The 21,612-nt window shown below is 73.9% G+C and carries 18 protein-coding genes; 10 read left to right on the top strand and 8 right to left on the bottom strand.

Annotated features, from left to right (window positions below):
• Positions 1-536 precede the first annotated feature (536 nt).
• Complete coding sequence (locus tag ACPU2J_RS08975; RefSeq protein WP_420081129.1) at positions 537-938, bottom strand: hypothetical protein; 402 nt, start codon at positions 936-938, stop codon at positions 537-539.
• 199 nt (positions 939-1,137) lie between these two features.
• Between ACPU2J_RS08975 and ACPU2J_RS08970 the strand changes: the two genes are divergently transcribed.
• Entirely contained in the window at positions 1,138-1,863 is a 726-nt protein-coding gene (locus tag ACPU2J_RS08970) for a dienelactone hydrolase family protein (protein WP_423834939.1), read from the top strand.
• A gap of 58 nt (positions 1,864-1,921) precedes the next feature.
• Here the strand turns inward: ACPU2J_RS08970 and ACPU2J_RS08965 are convergent, their stop codons facing one another.
• Positions 1,922-2,413 (bottom strand): PaaI family thioesterase, encoded by a 492-nt coding sequence (locus tag ACPU2J_RS08965; protein WP_361591940.1) that lies wholly within the window; start codon positions 2,411-2,413, stop codon positions 1,922-1,924.
• A gap of 55 nt (positions 2,414-2,468) precedes the next feature.
• Positions 2,469-4,739 (bottom strand): FdhF/YdeP family oxidoreductase, encoded by a 2,271-nt coding sequence (locus ACPU2J_RS08960; protein WP_423833049.1) that lies wholly within the window; start codon positions 4,737-4,739, stop codon positions 2,469-2,471.
• A gap of 213 nt (positions 4,740-4,952) precedes the next feature.
• Between ACPU2J_RS08960 and polA the strand changes: the two genes are divergently transcribed.
• Positions 4,953-7,676, top strand: coding sequence for a DNA polymerase I (gene polA, locus ACPU2J_RS08955; RefSeq protein WP_420081132.1), 2,724 nt, complete (start codon positions 4,953-4,955; stop codon positions 7,674-7,676).
• A 36-nt stretch (positions 7,677-7,712) separates the two neighbouring features.
• Here the strand turns inward: polA and ACPU2J_RS08950 are convergent, their stop codons facing one another.
• Positions 7,713-8,573, bottom strand: a complete 861-nt coding sequence (locus tag ACPU2J_RS08950; RefSeq protein WP_423833048.1) for a DUF4184 family protein — start codon at positions 8,571-8,573, stop codon at positions 7,713-7,715.
• 184 nt (positions 8,574-8,757) lie between these two features.
• Here ACPU2J_RS08950 and ACPU2J_RS08945 point away from each other — a divergent pair, with 184 nt between their 5' ends.
• The 3 genes from ACPU2J_RS08945 to ACPU2J_RS08935 all read left to right on the top strand — a co-directional run bounded on the left by ACPU2J_RS08945 (position 8,758) and on the right by ACPU2J_RS08935 (position 11,333).
• A complete protein-coding gene (locus tag ACPU2J_RS08945) occupies positions 8,758-10,023 on the top strand; it encodes a lytic transglycosylase domain-containing protein (RefSeq protein ID WP_423833047.1) in 1,266 nt (421 codons plus the stop codon).
• Positions 10,024-10,201: 178 nt separating this feature from the next.
• Positions 10,202-10,342, top strand: coding sequence for an SPW_0924 family protein (locus tag ACPU2J_RS08940; RefSeq protein ID WP_361591930.1), 141 nt, complete (start codon positions 10,202-10,204; stop codon positions 10,340-10,342).
• Between the two features lie 13 nt (positions 10,343-10,355).
• Positions 10,356-11,333, top strand: a complete 978-nt coding sequence (locus ACPU2J_RS08935; RefSeq protein ID WP_423833046.1) for a DUF3068 domain-containing protein — start codon at positions 10,356-10,358, stop codon at positions 11,331-11,333.
• An 18-nt stretch (positions 11,334-11,351) separates the two neighbouring features.
• Here the strand turns inward: ACPU2J_RS08935 and hrpB are convergent, their stop codons facing one another.
• Together hrpB and ACPU2J_RS08925 are read right to left on the bottom strand one after the other, a co-directional pair.
• On the bottom strand, positions 11,352-13,940 hold the full coding sequence (gene hrpB / locus ACPU2J_RS08930) for an ATP-dependent helicase HrpB (protein WP_420081136.1): 2,589 nt from the start codon (positions 13,938-13,940) through the stop codon (positions 11,352-11,354).
• Between the two features lie 2 nt (positions 13,941-13,942).
• The gene (locus tag ACPU2J_RS08925) at positions 13,943-14,794 is read right to left on the bottom strand and encodes a class I SAM-dependent methyltransferase (RefSeq protein WP_423833045.1); all 852 of its coding nucleotides are present in this window, start codon (positions 14,792-14,794) and stop codon (positions 13,943-13,945) included.
• Between the two features lie 349 nt (positions 14,795-15,143).
• Between ACPU2J_RS08925 and rpsA the strand changes: the two genes are divergently transcribed.
• The 4 genes from rpsA (at position 15,144) to ACPU2J_RS08905 (ending at position 18,985) form a co-directional block, all read left to right on the top strand.
• Positions 15,144-16,652: a 30S ribosomal protein S1 gene (gene rpsA, locus ACPU2J_RS08920; RefSeq protein ID WP_030666059.1), complete on the top strand. Its 1,509-nt coding sequence runs from the start codon at positions 15,144-15,146 to the stop codon at positions 16,650-16,652.
• A gap of 208 nt (positions 16,653-16,860) precedes the next feature.
• Positions 16,861-17,799, top strand: coding sequence for a PAC2 family protein (locus tag ACPU2J_RS08915; protein ID WP_361591922.1), 939 nt, complete (start codon positions 16,861-16,863; stop codon positions 17,797-17,799).
• Positions 17,800-17,877: 78 nt separating this feature from the next.
• Positions 17,878-18,492: a dephospho-CoA kinase gene (coaE, locus tag ACPU2J_RS08910; protein WP_389076350.1), complete on the top strand. Its 615-nt coding sequence runs from the start codon at positions 17,878-17,880 to the stop codon at positions 18,490-18,492.
• Positions 18,493-18,598: 106 nt separating this feature from the next.
• Positions 18,599-18,985 (top strand): tetratricopeptide repeat protein, encoded by a 387-nt coding sequence (locus ACPU2J_RS08905; protein WP_361591918.1) that lies wholly within the window; start codon positions 18,599-18,601, stop codon positions 18,983-18,985.
• A gap of 21 nt (positions 18,986-19,006) precedes the next feature.
• Here ACPU2J_RS08905 and ACPU2J_RS08900 read toward each other — a convergent pair whose 3' ends face one another.
• Both ACPU2J_RS08900 and ACPU2J_RS08895 read right to left on the bottom strand, forming a co-directional pair.
• Positions 19,007-19,267 carry a DUF6343 family protein gene (locus tag ACPU2J_RS08900; RefSeq protein WP_361591916.1) on the bottom strand — a complete coding sequence of 87 codons (261 nt, stop codon included), beginning with the start codon at positions 19,265-19,267 and terminating at the stop codon, positions 19,007-19,009.
• A 62-nt stretch (positions 19,268-19,329) separates the two neighbouring features.
• Positions 19,330-19,947, bottom strand: coding sequence for a hypothetical protein (locus tag ACPU2J_RS08895; protein WP_423833044.1), 618 nt, complete (start codon positions 19,945-19,947; stop codon positions 19,330-19,332).
• Positions 19,948-20,146: 199 nt separating this feature from the next.
• On the opposite strand from ACPU2J_RS08895, the gene ACPU2J_RS08890 reads away from it, so the two are divergent.
• Positions 20,147-21,562, top strand: a complete 1,416-nt coding sequence (locus ACPU2J_RS08890) for a helix-turn-helix domain-containing protein (protein ID WP_420081139.1) — start codon at positions 20,147-20,149, stop codon at positions 21,560-21,562.
• Positions 21,563-21,612: the final 50 nt, after the last annotated feature.

Below are 21,612 nucleotides of genomic sequence, written 5' to 3'. Positions count from 1 at the left end.
CCTTTCCCTGGCGCGGCGCGCTCTGTCGAGGTGCCGTTGGGTCGCCGGGCCGCACTGGAGAGGTCCACGGCCGTGCTGATTCGCGCCCTGCGGCGCGGTGACTGGCCGTGACTCTAGGGCCGAGGTGGCGAGCACGGGGAGCAGGGAAAGGAGGATGTGACGCTCTTGTTATGCCAAGGCCAAGAATGTGCGGGGGGAGTGTGGACAAAACGGGCGCTTTTCCACCCCTGACCGTGTCCGCATCGTGAGAAATAGCAGTTCCACTAAGGGGCTTGGGGGGTTCATGCACCTGTCTTAGATCAAATTGAGCCGAATGTGGCTGCGCGTGTCCGAAAGAATCCCGGGGGTGGCCATTCTCAAAGGAAAAGGCGGATTCGGGCCGGGTTGACCATTACGCAGAGTGATTGTCAAGGCCTGCCGTCCAGGGCGGTGTGGATCTTGTTCTGGCGGGGGCGGTGCCTCCGACCTGCGGTTCGCCCCCGGCGGGGATGCTGACCGGAAGACGGACACCGCTTCCGGGAATGCGGTGACCCGTGTCACGTCGGCGGACGCCAGTTCTCCGAACTGGCGGTCGCGCCCCCCTGTTCGGTGCACCGCTGTGCGGTGAGCCGGTCGATCAGCTCAAGTGCCTTCTCCCGTCCGGCAGTTAGATCCTCGCCCCGAGCTGCGGCGACGACTTCCTCGTGGATCGCGTACTGGGCGTTGGAAAGGCCCTTCTGCTCCCAGTCCAGACCCGACCACGGGGTGCCCAGGAGGGTCTCCCTCGCCCAGTAGGACACCAGGCTCGTGCAGATCTGCACCGGGGTGGAGGGGACGGGCGAAGGAGTGCCGGCGGAGTCCGCCGCGGGGGGTGGCGCGGAGGTCGAGCAGCCGGCCAGGGCGAGCGCCGCCAGGAGGATGCGGGCGGCGTACCGGGCCGTGCGTGGCAGGGTCCCCATGCAGGCGACGGTAGGCGGTGACCATCGGTGACACAACACGGGGCACCGCCCTGCGCGCGGACTGGCGGATTCCGGGCGGTTGGGCGCCGGGGGAACGCCGGCGCGGGAGGCCCGGGGGCGGCCGCGGACCGCTGTCCGCCGGCGGTGAACACCCGTCCGGCCGCCCGCGACGGTCACTACGGTCCCTCGCATGACGACGGTGACGACGGTGACGACGCGCGCGGTGGAGTATCCGGCCGACGGCCTGACGATGACGGGGCACCTGGCCCTCCCGGCCGGTACCGGCCGCCGGCCCGCGGTCCTGATCGGCCCCGAGGGGATGGGCCTCGGCCCCGTCGAACGCCGCCGGGCCGAGGCCCTCGCGGAGCTGGGGTACGTGGCACTGGCCTTCGATCTGCACGGCGGGCGCTATCTGGGCGATCCCGGGGAGATGCTGGCCCGGTGCATGCCGCTGCTCGCCGATCCCGACCGGATGCGGGACGTCGGCCGTGCGGCGCTCGACGTGCTGCGCGCCGAACCGCGGACGGACCCGGCCCGGGTCGCGGCCATCGGCTACGGCACCGGGGGCGCCGTCGCGCTGGAGCTCGGTCGCGACGGCGCCGACCTGCGTGCGATCGGGACGGTCAACGGGCTGATCACGGGTCGGCCGGGCGAGGCCGCGCGGATCCGCTGCCCGGTGTGGGCCGGGGTCGGTTCGGAGGACCCGATCATGCCGCCCGCGCAACGGGAGGCGTTCACCGCCGAGATGCAGGACGCGGGCGTCGACTGGCGCCTCACGGTGTACGGCGGTGCGCTGCACGCCTTCCACCACCCGCCGGTCGACCACGCCGCGCCCCCCGGGGTCGGCCACCATCCGCGGCATGCGCGACGGGCCTGGCGCGACGTCGTCGACCTGCTCGACGAATGCCTGCCGGTGACGCCGTGACGTGATGGCGCGGTGACGTGGCCGGCCGCCGGCGCCCCGCTCCGGCCCCGCGGCGGTGTCAGGCCTGCGCGGGGGCCTCGGCGCCGCCGGCGGGCTGCTCGACGTCGCGCAGCAGGCAGGTCAGGCGGGCGGTGCAGATCCGCTTGTCCTGCTCGTCGGTGATGACGATCTCGAAGGTGGTGGTCGAGCGGCCGCGGTGGACCGGGGTGGCGACGCCGGTGACGATGCCGGTGCGGGCGCCCCGGTGGTGGGTGCAGTTCAGGTCCACGCCGACGGCGATCTTGCCGAGGCCGCCGTGCATCATGGCGCCGACGGAGCCGAGGGTCTCGGCCAGTACGGCGGAGGCCCCGCCGTGCAGCAGTCCGTACGGCTGGGTGTTGCCCTTGACGGGCATGGTGCCGACGACGCGGTCGGCCGAGGCCTCCAGGATGCGGATGTCCATGCGCTCGCCGAGGTCGCCGGCCGAGAACAGCGCGGGCAGGTCGATGCCCAGGGCCGCGTACTCGTCGAGGACCTCCTGCGGGAACTTCACTGCGTGCTGCTCGGTCATGGTCGGGCTCCGTCCGTCAACGCTCGTTAACCTGCAATTCCTGAAGGTCGTTCTATCAGGCCGGTTCGAAGCGCACGACGACGGACTTGCTGGCCGGGGTATTGCTGGTGTCGGCGGTGGAGTCGAGCGGGACCAGGACGTTGGTCTCCGGGTAGTACGCGGCCGCGCAGCCGCGGGCGGTCGGGTAGTGCACGACGCGGAAGCCGGGGGCGCGGCGTTCCACGCCGTCCTTCCACTCGCCCACCAGGTCGGTGTACGAGCCGTCGGCCAGGCCGAGTTCGGCGGCGTCCTCGGGGTTGACCAGGACGACGCGGCGGCCGCCGGTGATGCCGCGGTAGCGGTCGTCGAGGCCGTAGATGGTGGTGTTGTACTGGTCGTGGCTGCGCAGGGTCTGCAGAAGCAGGCGGCCCGGGGGGACCCGCGGGTACTCGACGGGCGCGGCGGTGAAGTTGGCCTTGCCGGTCTTGGTGGGGAAGCGGCGTTCGTCGCGGGGGGCGTGGGGGAGGCGGAAGCCCTCCGGGCGGGCGGCGCGGGCGTTGAAGTCCTCGAAGCCGGGGACCACGCGGGAGATCCGGTCGCGGACGGTGGAGTAGTCGCGCTCGAACTCCTCCCAGGGGGTGGCGGAGGCGGCGCCGAGGACGGCGCGGGCCAGGCGGGCCACGATCGCCGGTTCGGAGAGCAGGTGCGGGGAGGCGGGGGCGAGGTTGCCGCGGGAGGCGTGGACCATGCCCATGGAGTCCTCGACGGTGACGAACTGCCTGCCGGAGGCCTGTACGTCCTTGTCGGTGCGGCCGAGCGTGGGCAGGATCAGGGCGCGCCTGCCGGTGACGGCGTGGGAGCGGTTGAGTTTGGTGGACACGTGGACGGTGAGGCGGGTGCGGCGGATCGCGGCCTCGGTGACCTCGGTGTCGGGGGTGGCGCCGACGAAGTTGCCGCCCATGGCGAAGAGGACCTTGGCGGTGCCGTCGCGCATGGCCTCGATGGAGCGGACCACGTCGTAGCCGTGCTCGCGCGGCGAGGTGATGCCGAATTCCCGGTCGAGGGCGTCGAGGAAGGCGGGCGCGGGGCGTTCGAAGATCCCCATGGTGCGGTCGCCCTGCACGTTGGAGTGGCCGCGGACGGGGCAGACGCCGGCGCCGGGGCGGCCGATGTTCCCGCGCAGCAGGAGGAGGTTGACGACCTCGCGGATGGTGGCGACGGCGTGCTTGTGCTGGGTGAGGCCCATGGCCCAGCAGACGATGGTGCGCCGCGAGGCGAGGATCATGGCGAGGGCGCGTTCGATCTCGGGCCGGGTGAGGCCGGTGGCGGTGAGCGTCTCCTCCCAGTCGGCCTCCTTCGCGGCGGCGGCGAGGTCCTCGTAGCCGTGGGTGTGCTCGCGCACGAAGTCCTGGTCTACGGCGCCCTCGGTCTCGATGACGAGCTTGTTGAGGAGGCGGAAGAGGGCCTGGTCGCCGCCGATGCGGATCTGCAGGAAGAGGTCGTTGAGGGCGGTGCCGCGCAGCATGCCGAGGGGGGTCTGCGGGTTCTTGAAGCGCTCCATGCCGGCTTCGGGCAGCGGGTTCACCGAGATGATCTTCGCGCCGGCCGTCTTGGCCTTCTCCAGGGCGGAGAGCATGCGCGGGTGGTTGGTGCCCGGGTTCTGCCCGGCCACGATGATCAGGTCGGCCTGGTGGAGGTCTTCGAGGGAGACGCTGCCCTTGCCTATGCCGATGGTCTCGGTCAGGGCCGAGCCGGAGGACTCGTGGCACATGTTGGAGCAGTCCGGCAGGTTGTTCGTGCCGTACTCGCGGGCGAAGAGCTGGAAGAGGAACGCGGCCTCGTTGCTGGTGCGGCCGGAGGTGTAGAAGAGGGCCTCGTCGGGGGAGCCGAGCGCGGTCAGCTCCTCGGCGATGATCGCGAAGGCGCGCTCCCAGGACACGGCCTCGTAGCGGTCGCCGCCCTCGGGCAGGTACATCGGCCGGGTGATGCGGCCCTGCTGGCCCAGCCAGTAGCCGGAGCGGGTGGCGAGGTCGGCCAGGGGGTGTTCGGCGAAGAACGCGGGGGTGACCCGGCGCAGCGTGGCTTCCTCGGCGACGGCCTTGGCGCCGTTCTCGCAGAATTCGGCGGTGTGCCGCTTGTCGCCCTCGGGCCAGGCGCAGCCGGGGCAGTCGAAGCCGTCCTTCTGGTTGACCTTGAGGAGGGTGCGGGCGGTGCGGGCCAGGCCCATCTGCTCCTGGGCGATCCGCAGGGTGTGGCCGATCGCCGGGAGGCCGGCCGCCGCGTGCTTGGGCGGTGTGACCTGCGGTGCGTCCTGGACCGGATCACCTGTGGGCGGCTTGGTCGCCATCGCGCTCCCCTTCGAGCGTACGTACGTGTGCAGCACGGGTGGCCGCGTGCTTCGATCCTTGCACGGACCACGGGAACAGGGGAGGGCGGTCGGGTGCTCGTCGCGGCCCGGGCGGGTGCGCCGGGGGCGGCCGCCGGGGCGGGTGCGCCGGGTGGGGCGGCGGGGGGAGGCGGCGGGCCGGGATTGTCGGCGGGGGCGCCTAGGATCGGGGGCGTGGCAGATTCAGCATCGAAGAAGACGGACCAGACGACCGCAGCGGACCGCCCCCGCCTGATGCTCATGGACGGGCACTCCCTGGCGTACCGGGCGTTCTTCGCGCTGCCCGCGGAGAACTTCACGACCGCGACGGGCCAGCCGACCAATGCCATCTACGGCTTCGCGTCGATGCTGGCGAACACGCTGCGCGACGAGGCGCCCACGCACTTCGCGGTGGCGTTCGACGTCTCCCGCAAGACGTGGCGGTCGACGGAGTTCCCCGAGTACAAGGCGAACCGCTCCAAGACCCCCGACGAGTTCAAGGGGCAGGTCGAGCTGATCGGCGAGCTCCTGGACGCCATGAAGGTCCCGCGCTTCGCGGTCGACGGCTTCGAGGCCGACGACGTGATCGCCACGCTGGCGACCCAGGCGGAGGCGCTGGGCTTCGAGGTGCTGATCGTCACCGGCGACCGTGACTCCTTCCAGCTCGTCTCCGAGCACACCACCGTGCTGTACCCGACCAAGGGCGTCTCGGAGCTGACCCGCTTCACCCCGGAGAAGGTCGAGGAGAAGTACGGCCTCACCCCGCAGCAGTACCCGGACTTCGCGGCGCTGCGCGGCGACCCGTCGGACAACCTGCCGGGCATCCCGGGCGTCGGTGAGAAGACCGCCGCCAAGTGGATCACCCAGTTCGGGTCGTTCGCGGAGCTCGTGGAGCGCGCCGAGGAGGTCAAGGGCAAGGCCGGGCAGAACTTCCGCGACCACCTGGAGGCCGTCAAGCTCAACCGGGTCCTGACCGAGATGGTCAAGGACGTGGAGCTGCCCAAGGGCGCCGCCGACCTGGGCCGGCTGCCGTACGACCGGTCCGCGGTGACGGGTGTGCTGGACGTGCTGGAGATCCGCAACCCGTCGCTGCGCGAGCGGCTGCTGGCCGTGGACCCGGGCGCCGCCGAGCAGGAGGCCGCCCCGGCGCCCGCCGCCGGCGTGGAGCTCGACGCGTCCGTGCTGGGCACGGGCGAGCTCGCGCCGTGGCTGGAGAGCCACGCGGGCGGGCCGCTGGGCATCGCGACCGTCGACAGCTGGGCCCTGGGCCAGGGCAACGTCGCCGAGGTCGCGCTGGCCGCCGCCGGGGGAGCCGCCGCCTGGTTCAGCCCGGCCGAGCTGGACGAGAGCGACGAGCAGGCCTTCGCGGCCTGGGCCGCCGACGCGGCCCGCCCCAAGACCGTGCACAACGCCAAGGGCCTGATGCGGGTCTTCCCCGAGCACGGCTGGAGCCTCGCCGGCGTCACCATGGACACCGCGCTCGCCGCCTACCTGGTCAAGCCGGGCCGGCGTTCCTTCGCGCTGGACGCCCTGTCCACCGAGTACCTGCACCGTGAGCTGGCCCCGGCCGCCGCCGACGGGCAGCTGGCCTTCGGCGCCGACGAGACGGCCGAGGCGGAGGCGCTGATGGCGCAGGCCCGCGCCGTCCTGGACCTCGGCGACGCCTTCTCCGGCAAGCTCACCGAGGTGGGCGCCGCGGAGCTGCTCCACGACATGGAGCTGCCGACCTCCGAGCTGCTCGCCCGGATGGAGCGCGCCGGCATCGCCGCCGACCGCGACCACCTGGAGGCCATGGAGCTGCAGTTCGCCGGGGCCGTGCAGCAGGCGGTCAAGGAGGCGCACGCGGCGGTCGGCCACGAGTTCAACCTCGGCTCGCCCAAGCAGCTCCAGGAGGTCTTCTTCGGCGAGCTGGACCTGCCGAAGACCAAGAAGACCAAGACCGGTTACACCACGGACGCCGACGCGCTGGCCTGGCTGGCCACGCAGACCGACCACGAACTCCCGGTGATCATGCTCCGGCACCGGGAGCAGGCCAAGCTGCGCGTCACCGTCGAGGGCCTGGTGAAGACCATCGCCGCCGACGGCCGGGTGCACACCAGCTTCAGCCAGACCGTCGCCGCGACCGGCCGGCTGTCCTCCACCGACCCGAACCTCCAGAACGTGCCCGTGCGCACCGACGAGGGCCGGGCCATCCGCCGCGGCTTCGTCGTCGGCGAGGGCTTCGAGTCGCTGATGACGGCCGACTACAGCCAGATCGAGCTGCGCGTGATGGCCCACCTCTCCGAGGACGAGGGCCTGATCGAGGCGTTCGCCTCCGGCGAGGACCTGCACACCACCGTCGCCTCACAGGTCTTCGGCGTGGAGCGCGACCAGGTCGACGCCGAGATGCGCCGCAAGATCAAGGCCATGTCCTACGGGCTGGCCTACGGGCTGTCCGCGTTCGGTCTCTCCCAGCAGCTGAACATCGAGCCCGCCGAGGCGCGCGGCCTGATGGAGACCTTCTTCGAGCGCTTCGGCGGGGTCCGCGACTACCTCCAGCGCGTCGTGGACGAGGCCCGGGCCACCGGGTACACGGCGACGGTCTTCGGCCGCCGCCGCTACCTGCCCGACCTCAACAGCGACAACCGCCAGCGCCGCGAGGCCGCCGAGCGGATGGCCCTCAACGCCCCGATCCAGGGCACCGCCGCCGACATCGTGAAGGTCGCGATGCTGCGGGTGGACAAGGCGATCACCGAGGCCGGCCTGCGCTCGCGGATGCTGCTCCAGGTCCACGACGAAATCGTGCTGGAGATCGCCCCCGGCGAGCGCGCGCAGGTCGAGGAGCTGGTGCGCCGCGAGATGGGTGCCGCGGTCGAGCTGCGCGCCCCGCTCGACGTGTCCGTCGGTGTCGGCGCGGACTGGGAGTCCGCCGCGCACTGACCGCCGTGACGCACGGCGGCCGACGCCCGTCCCCGCTCAGGCGGTGGGGACGGGCGTCCGCGTCTCCTCGTCGGCCGGACGCCGGCCGGAGCCGCCGCGGTGGCGCAGCCGTACGAGCGCCCCGTACAGCAGCAGGCCCACGGCCAGTCCGCCGCCCGCCCCGAAACAGACGGTCGGGATGATGTCGAGGGGGGTGCGGATCCGGTCGAAGAAGGTGAAGAAGCGGATCACGCGGACGGTGACCCCAGTGGCCACGCACAGCGCGATCAGGGTGAGCGCGGCGGCGACCTCCCGGCGGCCGAGCACGGGGACGCCCGCCGGGACGGCGGCGGCGGGGGTGCGGCGCAGCCCGGTCACCGTGAACCAGAGCAGGACGCAGGCCGCGACCGCCGAACTGCCGTACTGCAGGAAGGTGTAGGCCGGGAAGCCGAAGGCGACCGGCTCGCCGAGCCACGGCATCGCGTTCGTCCCCCACCGGTCCAGGTGCGTGAAGCTGTCCCACACCACGTGCGTGAGCGAGCCGATGACGGCGGAGACGTAGAACCAGGCGGCGAGCGCCGGCAGCCGGCGGTGCGCCCGCCACTCCTCACCGCGTACGAAGGCGTGCACCCTGCCCTGCGCGGGGCGCGGCAGGAGGGCGGTCAGCGGTTCCCGCAGCAGCAGCCAGCAGCCGACGAGCACGGCGGTGAGCACGGCGTCCAGGGTGAGCACCCCGGGCAGCGAATGCGTGAAGGCCCCGTAGGCCATGACGCCTTCCACGACGGCGTCCGTGAAGTAGAAGGTGTCGGGGGCGAAGGACCCCAGGACGAGAGCGGACGCCACGAGCGGGCCCCGCGCACGTCCCGTCCGGCGCAGGGCCGGCAGTACGGCGGCCGCGTGGCTGAGAGTGAAGGGCATGGCACCTCTCCTGGACGTTCCCGTGGTCGTTGCCTACTTCGGGCCAATGCGGCCGAAGGGTCCCGACAGTATGCGTGACCTGTACACGGACGTGGGGATGTGGTGAATTCCCGCGCACCACCCGTGTCCTCTCGGGGCAGTTGACGTAGGGTCACGCGGACGTCGAGGGGGAGGGGTCCGGCTCATGTCGTCCATCACAGGCGGACGCAGGCTGTACCGGGGTGCGACAGCCGCCCTGGTCTGTGCTCTCACGGTCGCCGCGCTGACCGGTTCGCGCGGCCCGTCGGCCGCCGGTCAGGCGCCGGCAGCGGCGGCCGGGGCGGCCGGGGAGCAGCCGCCCCCTCCGGCGGACCCGAGCGGCGGCGACACCGCCTACTTCACCGAACTCCCGCCGCCGGCCGGTCCGGAGGCCCCGGCGGCGGCACCGCCGGAGGCCGCGGCGCCCGCCGCGCCGCAGGGGGGAGCGCCGGCGACGGTGGTCGCCGTGGGCGGGGCGGCGCAGGGGATACCGGCGAGCGTGCTCGCGGCGTACCGGCGGGCCGAGCAGACGGTGGGGCGCACCGACCCCGGCTGCGGTCTGCGCTGGCAACTCCTGGCGGCGATCGGCAAGGTGGAGTCCGGGCAGGCGCGCGGCGGGCAGGTGGACGCCGCCGGGACCTCCCTGCGGCCGATCCTGGGCCCGGTGCTCGACGGCAACGGCTTCGCGAACATCCGCGACACCGACGGCGGCGCCTACGACGGCGACGCGCGGTACGACCGGGCGGTCGGGCCGATGCAGTTCATCCCCTCCACCTGGGCGGCCTGGGGCCAGGACGCGGACGGCGACGGGCGCCGCAACCCGAACAACATCCACGACGCGGCCCTCGCGGCCGGCCGCTACCTGTGCGCGGGCAACCGCGACCTGAGGGTGGAGGCGGACCTGGACCGGGCCGTGCTCTCCTACAACCGCTCCACGGAGTACCTGCGGACGGTCCGGTCGTGGTTCGCGTACTACCTCAAGGGCGCGCACGAGGTCCCGGACGGTGCGGGCGCCGGCCCGGACACCCCCGCGACGCCGAAACCGACACCGACTCCCACGCCGAGCCCCACACCCACCCCGACGCCCACCCCGACTCCCACCCCGACTCCCACGCCGACGCCCGACCCGACGCCGAAGCCGACCCCCACTCCCACCCCCACGCCGAAGCCGACCCCCACCCCCACCCCCACACCGAAGCCGACCCCCACCCCCACCCCCACCCCCACACCGAAGCCGACCCCCACCCCCACCCCCACCCCCACGCCGACCCCCACCCCCACGCCGACCCCCACGTCCACGCCCAAGGCCACGCCCAGTCCGGCCGTCACCCCGTCGTCGCAGCCCGCCCCCACGCCGGCCGCCACCGCGCCGGCACCGGCACCGGCAGCGTCATCGACGCCGCGGCCCTCGACGTCACCGGCGGCCCCCTGACGGGCCCCGGCCGCACCGGCCGGCCGTGACCCAGGAGCCGTCCGCCCCCTCGCCGGGGCGGACGGCTCCTCGGCGTTCCGGGTCCCGCCCCGGGCCACCGCCCGGACGGTTCTCATCTCGCCCGTCCGTTGCTACGGTGCCCCTCCCCTGACGCCTCATCAGATTCCGGAGCCCCGGCATGCGCGCATTCGCCGCCGCCGCGATCGGCCTCGTGGCCGCGCTGGCCCTCGTGTTCGCCGTCACGGCGTTCGGGGTGCCCGAGGGCGAGACCTCGCCCAAGCCCCTGCTCACCACCGCGCCCCCCGCGCCCGGACAGTAGAGGAGGGCCCGCCGTGCGTCGCAGAGCGAGCCTCGTCCTGCTGGCCCTCGCCGTGTTCTGCGCGGCCCTCGCGCCGCTGCTGCGCTGGTACGCGTACCCGCGCCTGGCGAAGATCCCGGCGAACCAGTACCAGGAAGTGGTCCTGGAGGCCCGGGACGCGACCCTCCTCGACTACACCGGCGGCATGCAGCCCAAGAAGGTCGACAAGGTCACCATCGTCCAGACCCTCAAGGGCAACGTGGAGGCGTCGAAGGAGATCGAGGCGAGCGCCGGCAAGGACGTCGTGGTCTGGGACACCCTGTCCCACATCATCGGTCCGGACGGCAAGATGGTCTCCCAGATCCCCGAGCGCTACATCTTCGACGCGCACACCCAGGAACCGGTGCACGCCACCGGCGAGATGGTCGACGGGGACCCGGTCGAGCGCCAGGGCATCGAGTTCAAGTGGCCCTTCTTCACCGAGCCGCGCGACTACCTCTACTTCGACGCGCAGACCCGCACCTCCTCGCCCATCCACTACGTCGGACCCCGCCGCTTCAAGGGCATGGACGTCTACTACTTCGAGCAGACCGTCCCCTGGACCAAGGTGCCCATGCCGAAGAAGATGCCGATCGAGGGCATCGACCCGGCGACCATCGAGGCGGCCACCGGCACCACCCTCTGGTACACGACCACGGCGCGGTTCTGGGTCGACCCGGTGACCGGCGCGCCCGTCAACGCCGAGCAGGACATCCAGCAGGAGATGCGCGGCGGCATCGCGGCCGGCGGGCCCGACGGCAGGCTCACCGCCTTCGCCGGGCACGTGACGATGCGCGAGGACTACTCCGAGCACACGGTCGCCCTGGTCAAGGCGAACCGGGCGAAGGTCCTCGCCCTGCACACCTACGCCCCCGCGGGCCTGGGCACCGGCGGGCTCCTGCTCCTCGCGCTGGCACTCTGGCTGGAGGCCCGAGGCCGCCGCGGCCGGGCAGGGCGGCCGGACGGGTCCTAGACCGTCGCCCCGAGGGCGTCAGCCGCCGCGCTGCAGGCGGGCGTTGGTGTGCCGCGTGGGCAGGGCGGTGGCCGGATCCTCGGGCCAGGGGTGCTTGGGGTAGCGGCCGCGCAGCTCGGCCCGGACGGCGCGGTAGCCGCCCTGCCAGAAGGAGGCCAGGTCGGCGGTGACGGCCGCCGGGCGCCCCGCCGGGGACAACAGGTGGACGAGGACGGGGACCCCCGCCACCCGGGGCGTCTCGGCCAGCCCGAACAGCTCCTGGAGCTTGACCGCCAGCACCGGCTGCCCGTCCGTGTAGTCCACGCGGATCCTCGAACCGCTCGGCACCTCGATCCGCTCGGGCGCCAGCTCGTCGAGCCGGGCCGCCTCGCCGGTGGACCACGGCAGCAGCCGGTTCAGGGCCTGCCCGGCGTCGATCCGGCCGAGGTCCGCGCGGCGGCGGGCCCGGGACAGCTCGGGCTCCAGCCAGTCGTCGGCCCGCTCCACCAGAGCCGCGTCGTCCGCCACGTCGGGCCAGGCGCCGCCGAGCGTCCGGTGCAGGAATCCCAGCCGGGCCCGCAGCGTCCGCGCGTCCGCCGACCAGCGCAGCAGCCCGAGCCCCTCGGAGCGCAGCCCGTCGAGCAGGGCCGCCCGGACGAGCGCCGACTCGGGCTCGCGCAGCGGGCGCGCCGCGAGCTCGATCGCGCCGAGGCGTTCGACGGCGCGGGCGACGAGGTCCCCGGCCTCCCAACGGACCTCCTCACCCGCGGAGAAAAGGTGCCCCGCGGCCGCGCGGGCGGTGTCCTCGTCCACGACGGCGCCCAGCCGGATCCGCGCCGACGCCGCGTGCGGGCTCCGGTCGGCGACGGCCACGGCCAGCCAGGGCGCCCGCCGCAGCCCGGAGCCCTCGCCCAGCTCGGCCCCGGTGCCGGAGGCCATCAGGAAGGCGCCCTCGCCCCGGGCCCGGGCCACCCGCTCGGGGAACGCCAGCGCCGCGACCAGCCCGGCGGCCCCGTCGTCACTCCTGACCCCGTCGTCGCTCCCGGCCCCGCCGCCACCCGGGCCCGCCGCACCGGGCTCCCCGCCGCCCGCACCCGTACCGGCCGCGGCGCCGGCGCCCGCCCCCGCCGCGCGTTCCAGGCGGCGGGACTCCGTACGCCAGCGGGCCTGGTAGCCGTCGCCGGCCGTGCGGGCCCGCCGCCACGCCGCCGCCAGGTCGTCCCCGTACTCGCGCGGCGGCTCCTCGCTCAGCAGCGCCACCAGCTCCGCCGCCCGGCGGGCGCCGAGCGCCGCCGCACCGTCCAGCAGGGCCCGCGCCAGCCGCGGGTGCAGCCCGAGCCCGGCCATCCGCGTCCCCCGGGGCGTCGCCCGGCCCGCGCCGTCCACCGCGCCGACCGCGCCGAGGACCTCGCGCGCCGCGGCCATCGCCCCGGCCGGCGGCCGGTCCAGCAGGGCCAGGCCGGAGGCGTCCGGATCCCCCCAGCAGGCGGCTTGCAGGGCGAACTGCGCCAGGTCCGCGATCCGGATCTCCGGCGCGGGGAACGCGGGCAGGCGGCCGTCCTCCGCCTCCGTCCAGCAGCGGTACACCACCCCGGGGGCCTCGCGCCCGGCGCGGCCCGCGCGCTGCCGCCCGGCCGCACGGGACGCCCGTACGGTCGCCAGCGCGCCCAGGCCGCGGGCGTGGTCCACCCGCGGCTCGCGGGCAAGGCCCGAGTCCACGACCACCCGTACGCCCGGCACCGTCAGGCTCGACTCCGCGACCGCGGTCGACAGGATCACCCGGCGGTGGCCGGCGGGAGTCAGCGCCGCGTCCTGGACGGCCGCCGGGGCCCGGCCGTGGACCTGGAGCACCTCCGCGTCCACCCCGGCCAGCTGTCCGGCGACCCGGGCGATCTCGCCCACGCCGGGCAGGAAGCACAGCACGTCCCCGGAACGCTCCGCCAGCGCCCGGCGCACCACCGAGGCCACGTGCGCGAGCTGTGCCGGATCCACCCGCATCCCGTGCGGCGGCCGCACCGGCCGGGCCGGCGGCGCCCAGACCGTCTCCACCGGGTGCGCCACCCCGGCCGCCTCGACCACCGGGGCGTCCCCCAGCAGCCGGGCCCAGCCCGCCGCGTCGGTGGTCGCCGAGGCCGCCACCAGCCGCAGCTCCGGCCGCAGGGCCGCGCGCACGTCCAGCAGGAACGCGGCGACGGTGTCGGCGTCCAGGTGCCGCTCGTGGCACTCGTCCAGGACCACCACGTCCACCCCGGCCAGCTCCTGGTCGCGCTGGAGCCGCTGGAGCAGCACGCCGGTGGTCACCACCTCCACGACGGTGTCCGGTCCCACGAACCGCTCGCCGCGGACCGTGAAGCCCACCGAACCGCCCACGCCCTCGCCCAGCAGCCAGGCCATCCGGCGCGCCGCGGCGCGGGCCGCGATCCGCCGCGGTTCGGCCACCACCACCCGGCGGGGCGCACCGCCCCCGACCAGCCCCGCGAGGACCAGCGGTACCAGGGTGGTCTTGCCGGTGCCCGGCGGGGCGCACAGCACGGCGGTGCCGTGCGCGTCGAGCGCGGAGACGAGGGCGGGCACGGCCTCCCGTACGGGGAGGGCGTCGAGGGCGGCGCTGCGCGGGACGGGGGCCACGGTCAGTCGCGCTCGCAGACGAAGATCGCCGTGCCCGGGATCAGGTTGCCGCGCAGCGGGGACCAGCCGCCCCACTCCTGCCCGTTCCACGCCGGCCACTCCGGCTCGACCAGGTCGACCAGGCGGAAGCCGCCCGTGACCACGTCCCGGACCCGGTCGCCCAGGGTGCGGTGGTGCTCGACGTACACCGCGCGGCCCTGCTCGTCCTGCTCCACGTACGGGGTCCGGTCGAAATAGGAGGCGGCGACGGTGAGGCCCTCGGGGCCGGGCTCGTCGGGGAACGCCCACCGGACGGGGTGGGTCACCGAGAAGACCCAGCGGCCGCCGGGGCGCAGCACGCGGTGCACCTCGCGCATGACGTTGACGGGGTCGGCGACGAAGGGGACGGCGCCGTAGGCGGAGCAGGCCAGGTCGAAGGAGGCGTCCCGGAAGGGGAGCCGGCCCGCGTCGGCCTCGACCAGCGGCAGGTCGCCGCCGCCGATGCGCAGGGCGTGCTGGAGCTGGCGGTGGGAGAGGTCGAGGGCGACCGGGCGCGCGCCCCGGGCGGCCAGCCAGCGCGAGCACTGCGCGGCGCCGGCGCCGATCTCCAGGACGTCCTTGCCCTGGAGGGAGGCGGCGGGGCCGAGGAGCGCGGCGTCCGCCTCGTCCAGGCCCTCGGGGCCCCATACGAAGCGGTCGTCGCCGAGGAAGGCGCCGTGCTCGCTCTGGTACTCGTCGGCGTTGCGGTCCCACCAGCCGCGGCTCGCGCGGCTGCTCTCCGCTTCGCCCGCGTCACGCCGGGTGGCCTCGGCGTCCTCTTCCGGGCCCGGATCCGCCTCGTGGGCCTCTTCGGGGGCGTAGTCCTCTTGGTTCATGGGGCCCGTCGTCGTAGTCTGCGGATGTCTTGGGAAGTGGTACCGGACGCCATCAGGGCGTCGCTGTCCACGAATTGTGCCGGTTGTGCGGTGATCCGCCCGGGGTGTGGGCCTTCGCGCATTGACCCTGTCCGGCTGCCCCCGTATGCTACAAGTTGCGCTGCGAGCCTGTGCTCCTCAGACCTAGCAGGCTGCGCTTGCATTTGTTGATGTCCCCTCGGTTTTCGAGGCCCCGCCGCTTTCGCGGAGTGTGGGTCTCCTTGGCTGTCCGGCTTCGGCAGATGCCGATATGGGCTCCCGGCGTAGCAGTACCTACGACTTTCTGTCCGTAACCGGAGCCCTTTCCCACATGACGAGCAGCACCGAGACCACCTCGACCACTCCGCAGGTAGCGGTCAACGACATCGGTAACGAGGAAGCCTTCCTCGCCGCGATCGACGAGACGATCAAGTACTTCAACGACGGCGACATCGTCGACGGCGTCATCGTGAAGGTCGACCGGGACGAGGTCCTGCTCGACATCGGTTACAAGACCGAAGGCGTGATCCCGAGCCGTGAGCTCTCGATCAAGCACGACGTCGACCCGAACGAGGTCGTCAAGGTCGGCGACGAGATCGAGGCCCTGGTTCTCCAGAAGGAGGACAAGGAAGGCCGTCTGATCCTGTCCAAGAAGCGCGCTCAGTACGAGCGTGCCTGGGGCACGATCGAGAAGATCAAGGAAGAAGACGGCATCGTCACCGGTACCGTCATCGAGGTCGTCAAGGGTGGTCTCATCCTCGACATCGGCCTCCGTGGCTTCCTGCCGGCCTCCCTCGTCGAGATGCGTCGTGTCCGCGACCTCCAGCCCTACGTGGGCAAGGAGCTCGAGGCCAAGATCATCGAGCTGGACAAGAACCGCAACAACGTGGTCCTGTCCCGCCGCGCCTGGCTGGAGCAGACCCAGTCCGAGGTCCGCCAGACGTTCCTCACCACCCTGCAGAAGGGTCAGGTCCGCTCCGGCGTCGTCTCCTCGATCGTCAACTTCGGTGCGTTCGTGGACCTGGGCGGCGTCGACGGTCTCGTCCACGTCTCCGAGCTGTCCTGGAAGCACATCGACCACCCGTCCGAGGTCGTCGAGGTCGGTCAGGAAGTCACCGTCGAGGTCCTCGACGTGGACATGGACCGCGAGCGTGTCTCCCTGTCGCTGAAGGCGACGCAGGAGGACCCGTGGCAGCAGTTCGCCCGTACCCACCAGATCGGCCAGGTCGTCCCGGGTAAGGTCACCAAGCTGGTTCCGTTCGGTGCGTTCGTCCGCGTGGACGAGGGCATCGAGGGTCTGGTCCACATCTCCGAGCTGGCCGAGCGCCACGTGGAGATCCCGGAGCAGGTCGTCCAGGTCAACGACGAGATCTTCGTCAAGGTCATCGACATCGACCTCGAGCGTCGCCGGATCTCGCTGTCCCTCAAGCAGGCCAACGAGTCCTTCGGTGCCGACCCGGCGTCGGTCGAGTTCGACCCGACCCTGTACGGCATGGCCGCGTCCTACGACGACCAGGGCAACTACATCTACCCCGAGGGCTTCGACCCCGAGACCAACGACTGGCTCGAGGGCTACGAGAAGCAGCGCGAGGCCTGGGAGACCCAGTACGCCGAGGCGCAGGCCCGCTTCGAGCAGCACCAGGCTCAGGTCATCAAGAGCCGCGAGGCCGACGAGGCCGCCGCTGCCGAGGGCGCTGCCGCCCCGGCCGCCGGTGGCAACGCCGGTGCGGGCATCTCGGGTGGTTCGTACTCCTCGGAGTCGGACGAGACCTCCGGCGCCCTGGCGTCGGACGAGGCCCTGGCCGCGCTCCGCGAGAAGCTGGCCGGCGGCCAGAGCTGATCGCAGCGCCGCGCCGCACTCCGGTGTGAGCAGAGCCGCGTCGAGTTGAACGGTGAGGCCCGTCCCCTTCGGGGGGCGGGCCTCACCGCGTTCCCCCGGCCCGTCCCGGAACTGATCCATTGCGTTCCTGTGAAAGCCGCCAACAGGGGAATGGCGGCGCTCCCTTGGGCGTTCTTGGCTGAGAACGAGGCGAGGAGGAGTGGTGGCAGTGCTCGATCCACAGGGTTTGTACGAATGGGACGCCAAGGGTCTGGCGGTGGCCGACCTGGCCGTCGCCCAGGACTCGGCCGGACTGGTCATGCTGTACCACTTCGAGGGCTACATAGACGCGGGCGAGGCCGGCGAGCAGATCGTCGAGCGGCTCCTCGACACGCTGCCCCACCAGGTGGTCGCCCGCTTCGACGCGGACCGGCTGGTGGACTACCGGGCGCGGCGCCCGCTGCTGACCTTCCAGCGCGACCACTGGACGGAGTTCGAGGCCCCGCAGCTGGAGGTCCGGCTGGTCCAGGACGCCACCGGAGCGCCGTTCCTGCTGCTGTCCGGCCCCGAGCCGGACGTGGAGTGGGAGCGCTTCGCCGTCGCCGTCCGCCAGATCGTCGAGCGGCTCGGGGTGCGGCTCTCGGTCAACTTCCATGGCATCCCGATGGGCGTCCCGCACACCCGGCCCGTCGGCATCACCCCGCACGGCAACCGCACCGACCTGATGCCGGGCCACCGCAGCCCCTTCGACGAGGCGCAGGTCCCCGGCAGCGCGGAGTCCCTGGTGGAGTTCCGCCTGTCCCAGGCCGGGCACGACGTCCTCGGCGTCGCCGCACACGTACCGCACTACGTCGCCCGCTCCCCGTACCCGGACGCCGCGCTGACCGTGCTGGAGGCCATCACGGCGGCCACCGGGCTGGTCCTGCCGGCCGTGGCGCACGCGCTGCGCACCGAGGCGCACCGCACGCAGACGGAGATCGACCGGCAGATCCGCGAGGGCGACGAGGAGCTGGTCGCCCTGGTGCAGGGGCTGGAGCACCAGTACGACGCCGCGGCCGGGGCCGAGACCCGCGGCAACATGATCGCCGAGCCCGCCGAGATCCCCTCCGCGGACGAGATCGGCCGCGAGTTCGAGCGGTTCCTCGCGGAGCGCGAGGGCGAGGGCTGAGCCCCTCCGGCCCCGGGCCCCGGACCCGATCCGGCCCCGGGGCCGCCCGCCCGGCGGTGTGCGCCTAAGCTGCCGGGCATGCTGAAAGTGGGCCTGACGGGCGGAATCGGAGCCGGCAAGAGCGAGGTCTCGCGGCTGCTGGCGGGGTACGGGGCGATCGTCGTCGACGCCGATCGGATCGCGCGCGAGGTGGTGGAGCCCGGCACACCGGGCCTCGCGGCCGTGGTGGAGGCCTTCGGGGAGTCCGTGCTGACCCCCGGGGGCACGCTCGACCGGCCGAAACTGGGGGCGATCGTCTTCGCCGACCCCGAGCGGCTGCGGACCCTCAACGCGATCGTCCATCCCCTGGTCGGGGCGCGGTCGGCCGAGCTGGAGGCCGCCGCGGGACCCGACGCGATCGTGGTGCACGACGTACCGCTGCTCACGGAGAACGGCCTGGCCCCCCTCTACGACCTGGTGGTCGTCGTGGACGCGGCGCCCGCCACGCAGCTGGAACGGCTGACCGCCCGGCGGGGCATGGCCGAGGAGGAGGCGCGGGCCCGGATGGCCGCGCAGGCCACCCGGGAGCAGCGGCTCGCGGTGGCCACCCTCGTGATCGACAACGACGGCCCGCTGGAAGCCCTGGAACCGCAGGTGCGCAAGGTCTGGGAGGAGCTCACGGCACGGGCGGCCCACGACGGCGGCGGCGAGTGACGTGCGCGCCGTGTGACGTGCGCGCCGTGTGTGCCGTGTGACGTGTGCATGGAATAGCGGCGGGGGGTGGCGCGTTGCAGGAGCCCGTAGAGGAAAGGATCCCGACGTGCCCGAATCCACGCGTCCCACACCGCCCAGTCCGGAAACCCACGTCATAGACTTCCGGGCCGCCGAGCAGCTGCTCGCCGCCCGCGACCCGCGCGGCGCGGTCAGGCTGCTCGACTCGGTCGTGGCCGCGCACCCGGAGAACACGGCGGCGCGGCTGCTGCGCGCCCGGGCCTTCTTCGCGGCCGCCCAACTGCGCCCGGCGGAGCTGGAGTTCGAGCTGGTGCTGGAGCGCGAGCCGGACAACGCCTTCGCGCACTTCGCGCTGGCCCGCACCCACGAGCGCGCGGGCCGCCCCGAACAGGCGCGCAAGCACTTCCGGCTGGCCGCCGCCCTCGACCCGCAGCCGGAGTACCTGGCGGCGGCCCGCTTCGACGAGCAGGCCTGACCCGCCCGGTCGTCCCCGGCCTCAGTGGGGGGCGGGCGGCTCGTACGGCGGGACGTCCCGGCCCGGCTGGTAGTGCGGGCCCTGCCGGATGTGGCGCAGGATCATGAAGAGGTCCACGCACACGACGACGGCCAGCGCCCCGCAGGCGGCCGCCCAACCGGTGCGGCCGGCCAGCGAGAAGGCGACCGTGCCGCCGACGGACCAGACCAGTCCCCACACGCCCAGCCACAGCCGCAGCCGCAGTGGGCTGCGCGCCGTCACGGGCTCGTTTCCGGAACGCATGGACATCGCTCCTCTCCCGTCCATGGTCCCACTCCGGTGTGCGGGGACCGGTGCGCCGGCCGCTACGGGTTGAGCTTGTTCACGGCCTTGGTGGTGGTCTTCTTGAAGCCGGCGACCGGGGCCCCGGACAGGTCGCCCATCTGTCCCCACTGCACGACGGTCACGGTGGCGCCGTCGCGGCCGATCCCGAAGAGGTGCACCCCGGGCTCCGACTCGGGGATCGAGGTGTGCACCCCGTAGAGGTGCGCGCCCTCCTCGACGGGGAGCGTCCCGTAGTCCTGCCAGGAGGCCGTGCCCCCCGGGGTCGCGCGCAGCCAGTCGGCGGCGCAGGCAGCGACCTTGCGCTCCAGGGCGCCGGCGAGCTTCACGGCCGCGGCGGTCGAGGAGGCCCGCACGGAGACCTGCACGGCGCCGGTGTCGACGTCCGTGCCGAAGCTGCGGTGCCAGCTGCCCGCCGCCGGAAGCACGCCGTCCAGGCAGAACGGCGCGGTCTCGGGCAGGCCCTTGGTGACCGCGCCGGCGTACCAGGGCGAGGAGGCGTGGGGCGGGAGGTCGGCGCCGTTCAGGAAGCCGGGCGCGGTGGCGGCCGTGGCCGGGCCCGAGGCGGTCAGGACGAGGACCCCTGCCGCCGCGGTGAGGGCGGCGGTGAGGGTGGCTGCGGTGCGGGTGCGTCGGAACATGTCGGTTCTCCCCGTGGACGTGCGGACGTGGTCGTCTGCCGCGCTGTGCGGCGTCGTGCCGTGCGGTGTCGTGCTGCGCTGTGCCTGACGAGCCTGTTCCCCGGAGGTGCCGCAGCGCCACGGGTTGGCGCGAAATCGGGACACTGGAACGCCCGTACGGGCTGCCACCTGGGGGAACATCTCTGCATGGAACGGGGACGTGGGACGGAAGACGGGGGACACCGTGAGTGAGGCCGGGGATTTCGCACGGCTGATGCGGGAGCTGAAGGAACGCGGCGGGCTGAGCTACGGGGCTCTCGCGCGCAGGCTGCACACGAGTACGTCGACCTTGCACCGGTACTGCAACGGGGAAGCGCTGCCGGCGGAGTTCGCGGTGGTGGACCGCTTCGCGCGGGCCTGCGGTGCCTCGGCCGCGGAGGCGGTCGACCTGCACCGGGTCTGGCTGCTCGCGGACGCCCGCCGCCGCGCGGGCACCACGCCGCTCCGCCCGGACCGCCCGGCCGCCGCCGACCGGGAGCGGGAGGCGGGTGCGGATCCCGGACCGGAGCCCGCGCCGGCGGGTGGAGCGGGGCCCGATCGTGCCCCGGAGCCGGAGCCGGAGCCGGAGCCGGAGCCGGAGCCGGAGCCGGAGCCGGTGGTGGCGGTGTCCGGGGAGGGGACGGCCGGGCCCGCCGGCAGGGGCCGGTACCGGCGGCGGGCGGTCGTGGCCGCGGCCGCCGCGGTGGCCGCGGGGGCGGTGGCCGCGGCCCTGCTGGCGGTCGCCGGGCCCGGAGCGGGCGGGCCGGGCACCGGAGCGGGTCCGAACGCGCCCGGCCCCGCCGCGGCGGCCTCCGGCCCCGCGACTCCGGGCGTTCCGTCCGGCACCGGAGCGGCGCCGACGGCCCCGCAGGGCGCGGCGGCGACGCCGTCGGGCCCGGACGGCGGGCCCTCCGCGGGGTCCGGCCCGTCCTCGGGCGCGGCGTCCGGGACGGCGTCCGGCACGGCCGCCCCCGGCCCGGCCGTGCGGACGCCGCTGAAGGCTGCGGTCCGGTCCCACGTGTGGGCCGCCGGATGCGACCACGCCTACCTGTCCGAGCGCGCTCCCGGCTCGGTGCCCGCGCCGCCCGTGGAGGCGGACGCGCCCGCCTGGGCGGCGGCGCAGCGGGCCGTGCACGCCGGCTCGCAGACCGTGGAGGTCACCCTGCACGGCACCGGGGAGGGCGCCGTGGTGCTGGAGGACCTGGAGGTGCGCGTGACCGCCCGCCGGACCCCGCCCGCCTGGAACGTCTTCCAGATGTCCCAGGGCTGCGGCGGCGGTCTCACCCCCGCCGCCTTCGCCGTGAACCTGGACGCGCCCCGTCCGCTGGCCCGCCCCGTTCCCGGGAACGACGCGGGGAACCGGCTGCCGGCCCCCGCCTTCCCGCTGCGCGTCTCGGCGGCCGATCCGGTCGTGCTGAGGGTGGACGCCGCCACCACGGGCTGCGACTGCGACTGGTTCCTGGAGCTGCGGTGGAGCGCGCCGTCCGGCTCCGGCACCCTGCGCATCGACGACGCCGGCCGGCCGCTGCGCACGAGCGCCGCCGCGGGTCGTCCGGTCTACGGCTACGCACTGGAGCAGGGCCGCTGGAGCCGGTGAAACCGCAGCTCAGCGGTGCTGTCAGTGGACCCGCCTAGACTCGTGGCGCG

It is taken from the genome of Streptomyces manipurensis, from assembly GCF_049570255.1.
Classification (GTDB): Bacteria; Actinomycetota; Actinomycetes; order Streptomycetales; family Streptomycetaceae; genus Streptomyces; species Streptomyces manipurensis.
Note: the sequence above shows the minus strand (reverse complement) of the source record. Positions and strands in the feature narration are given on the sequence as shown.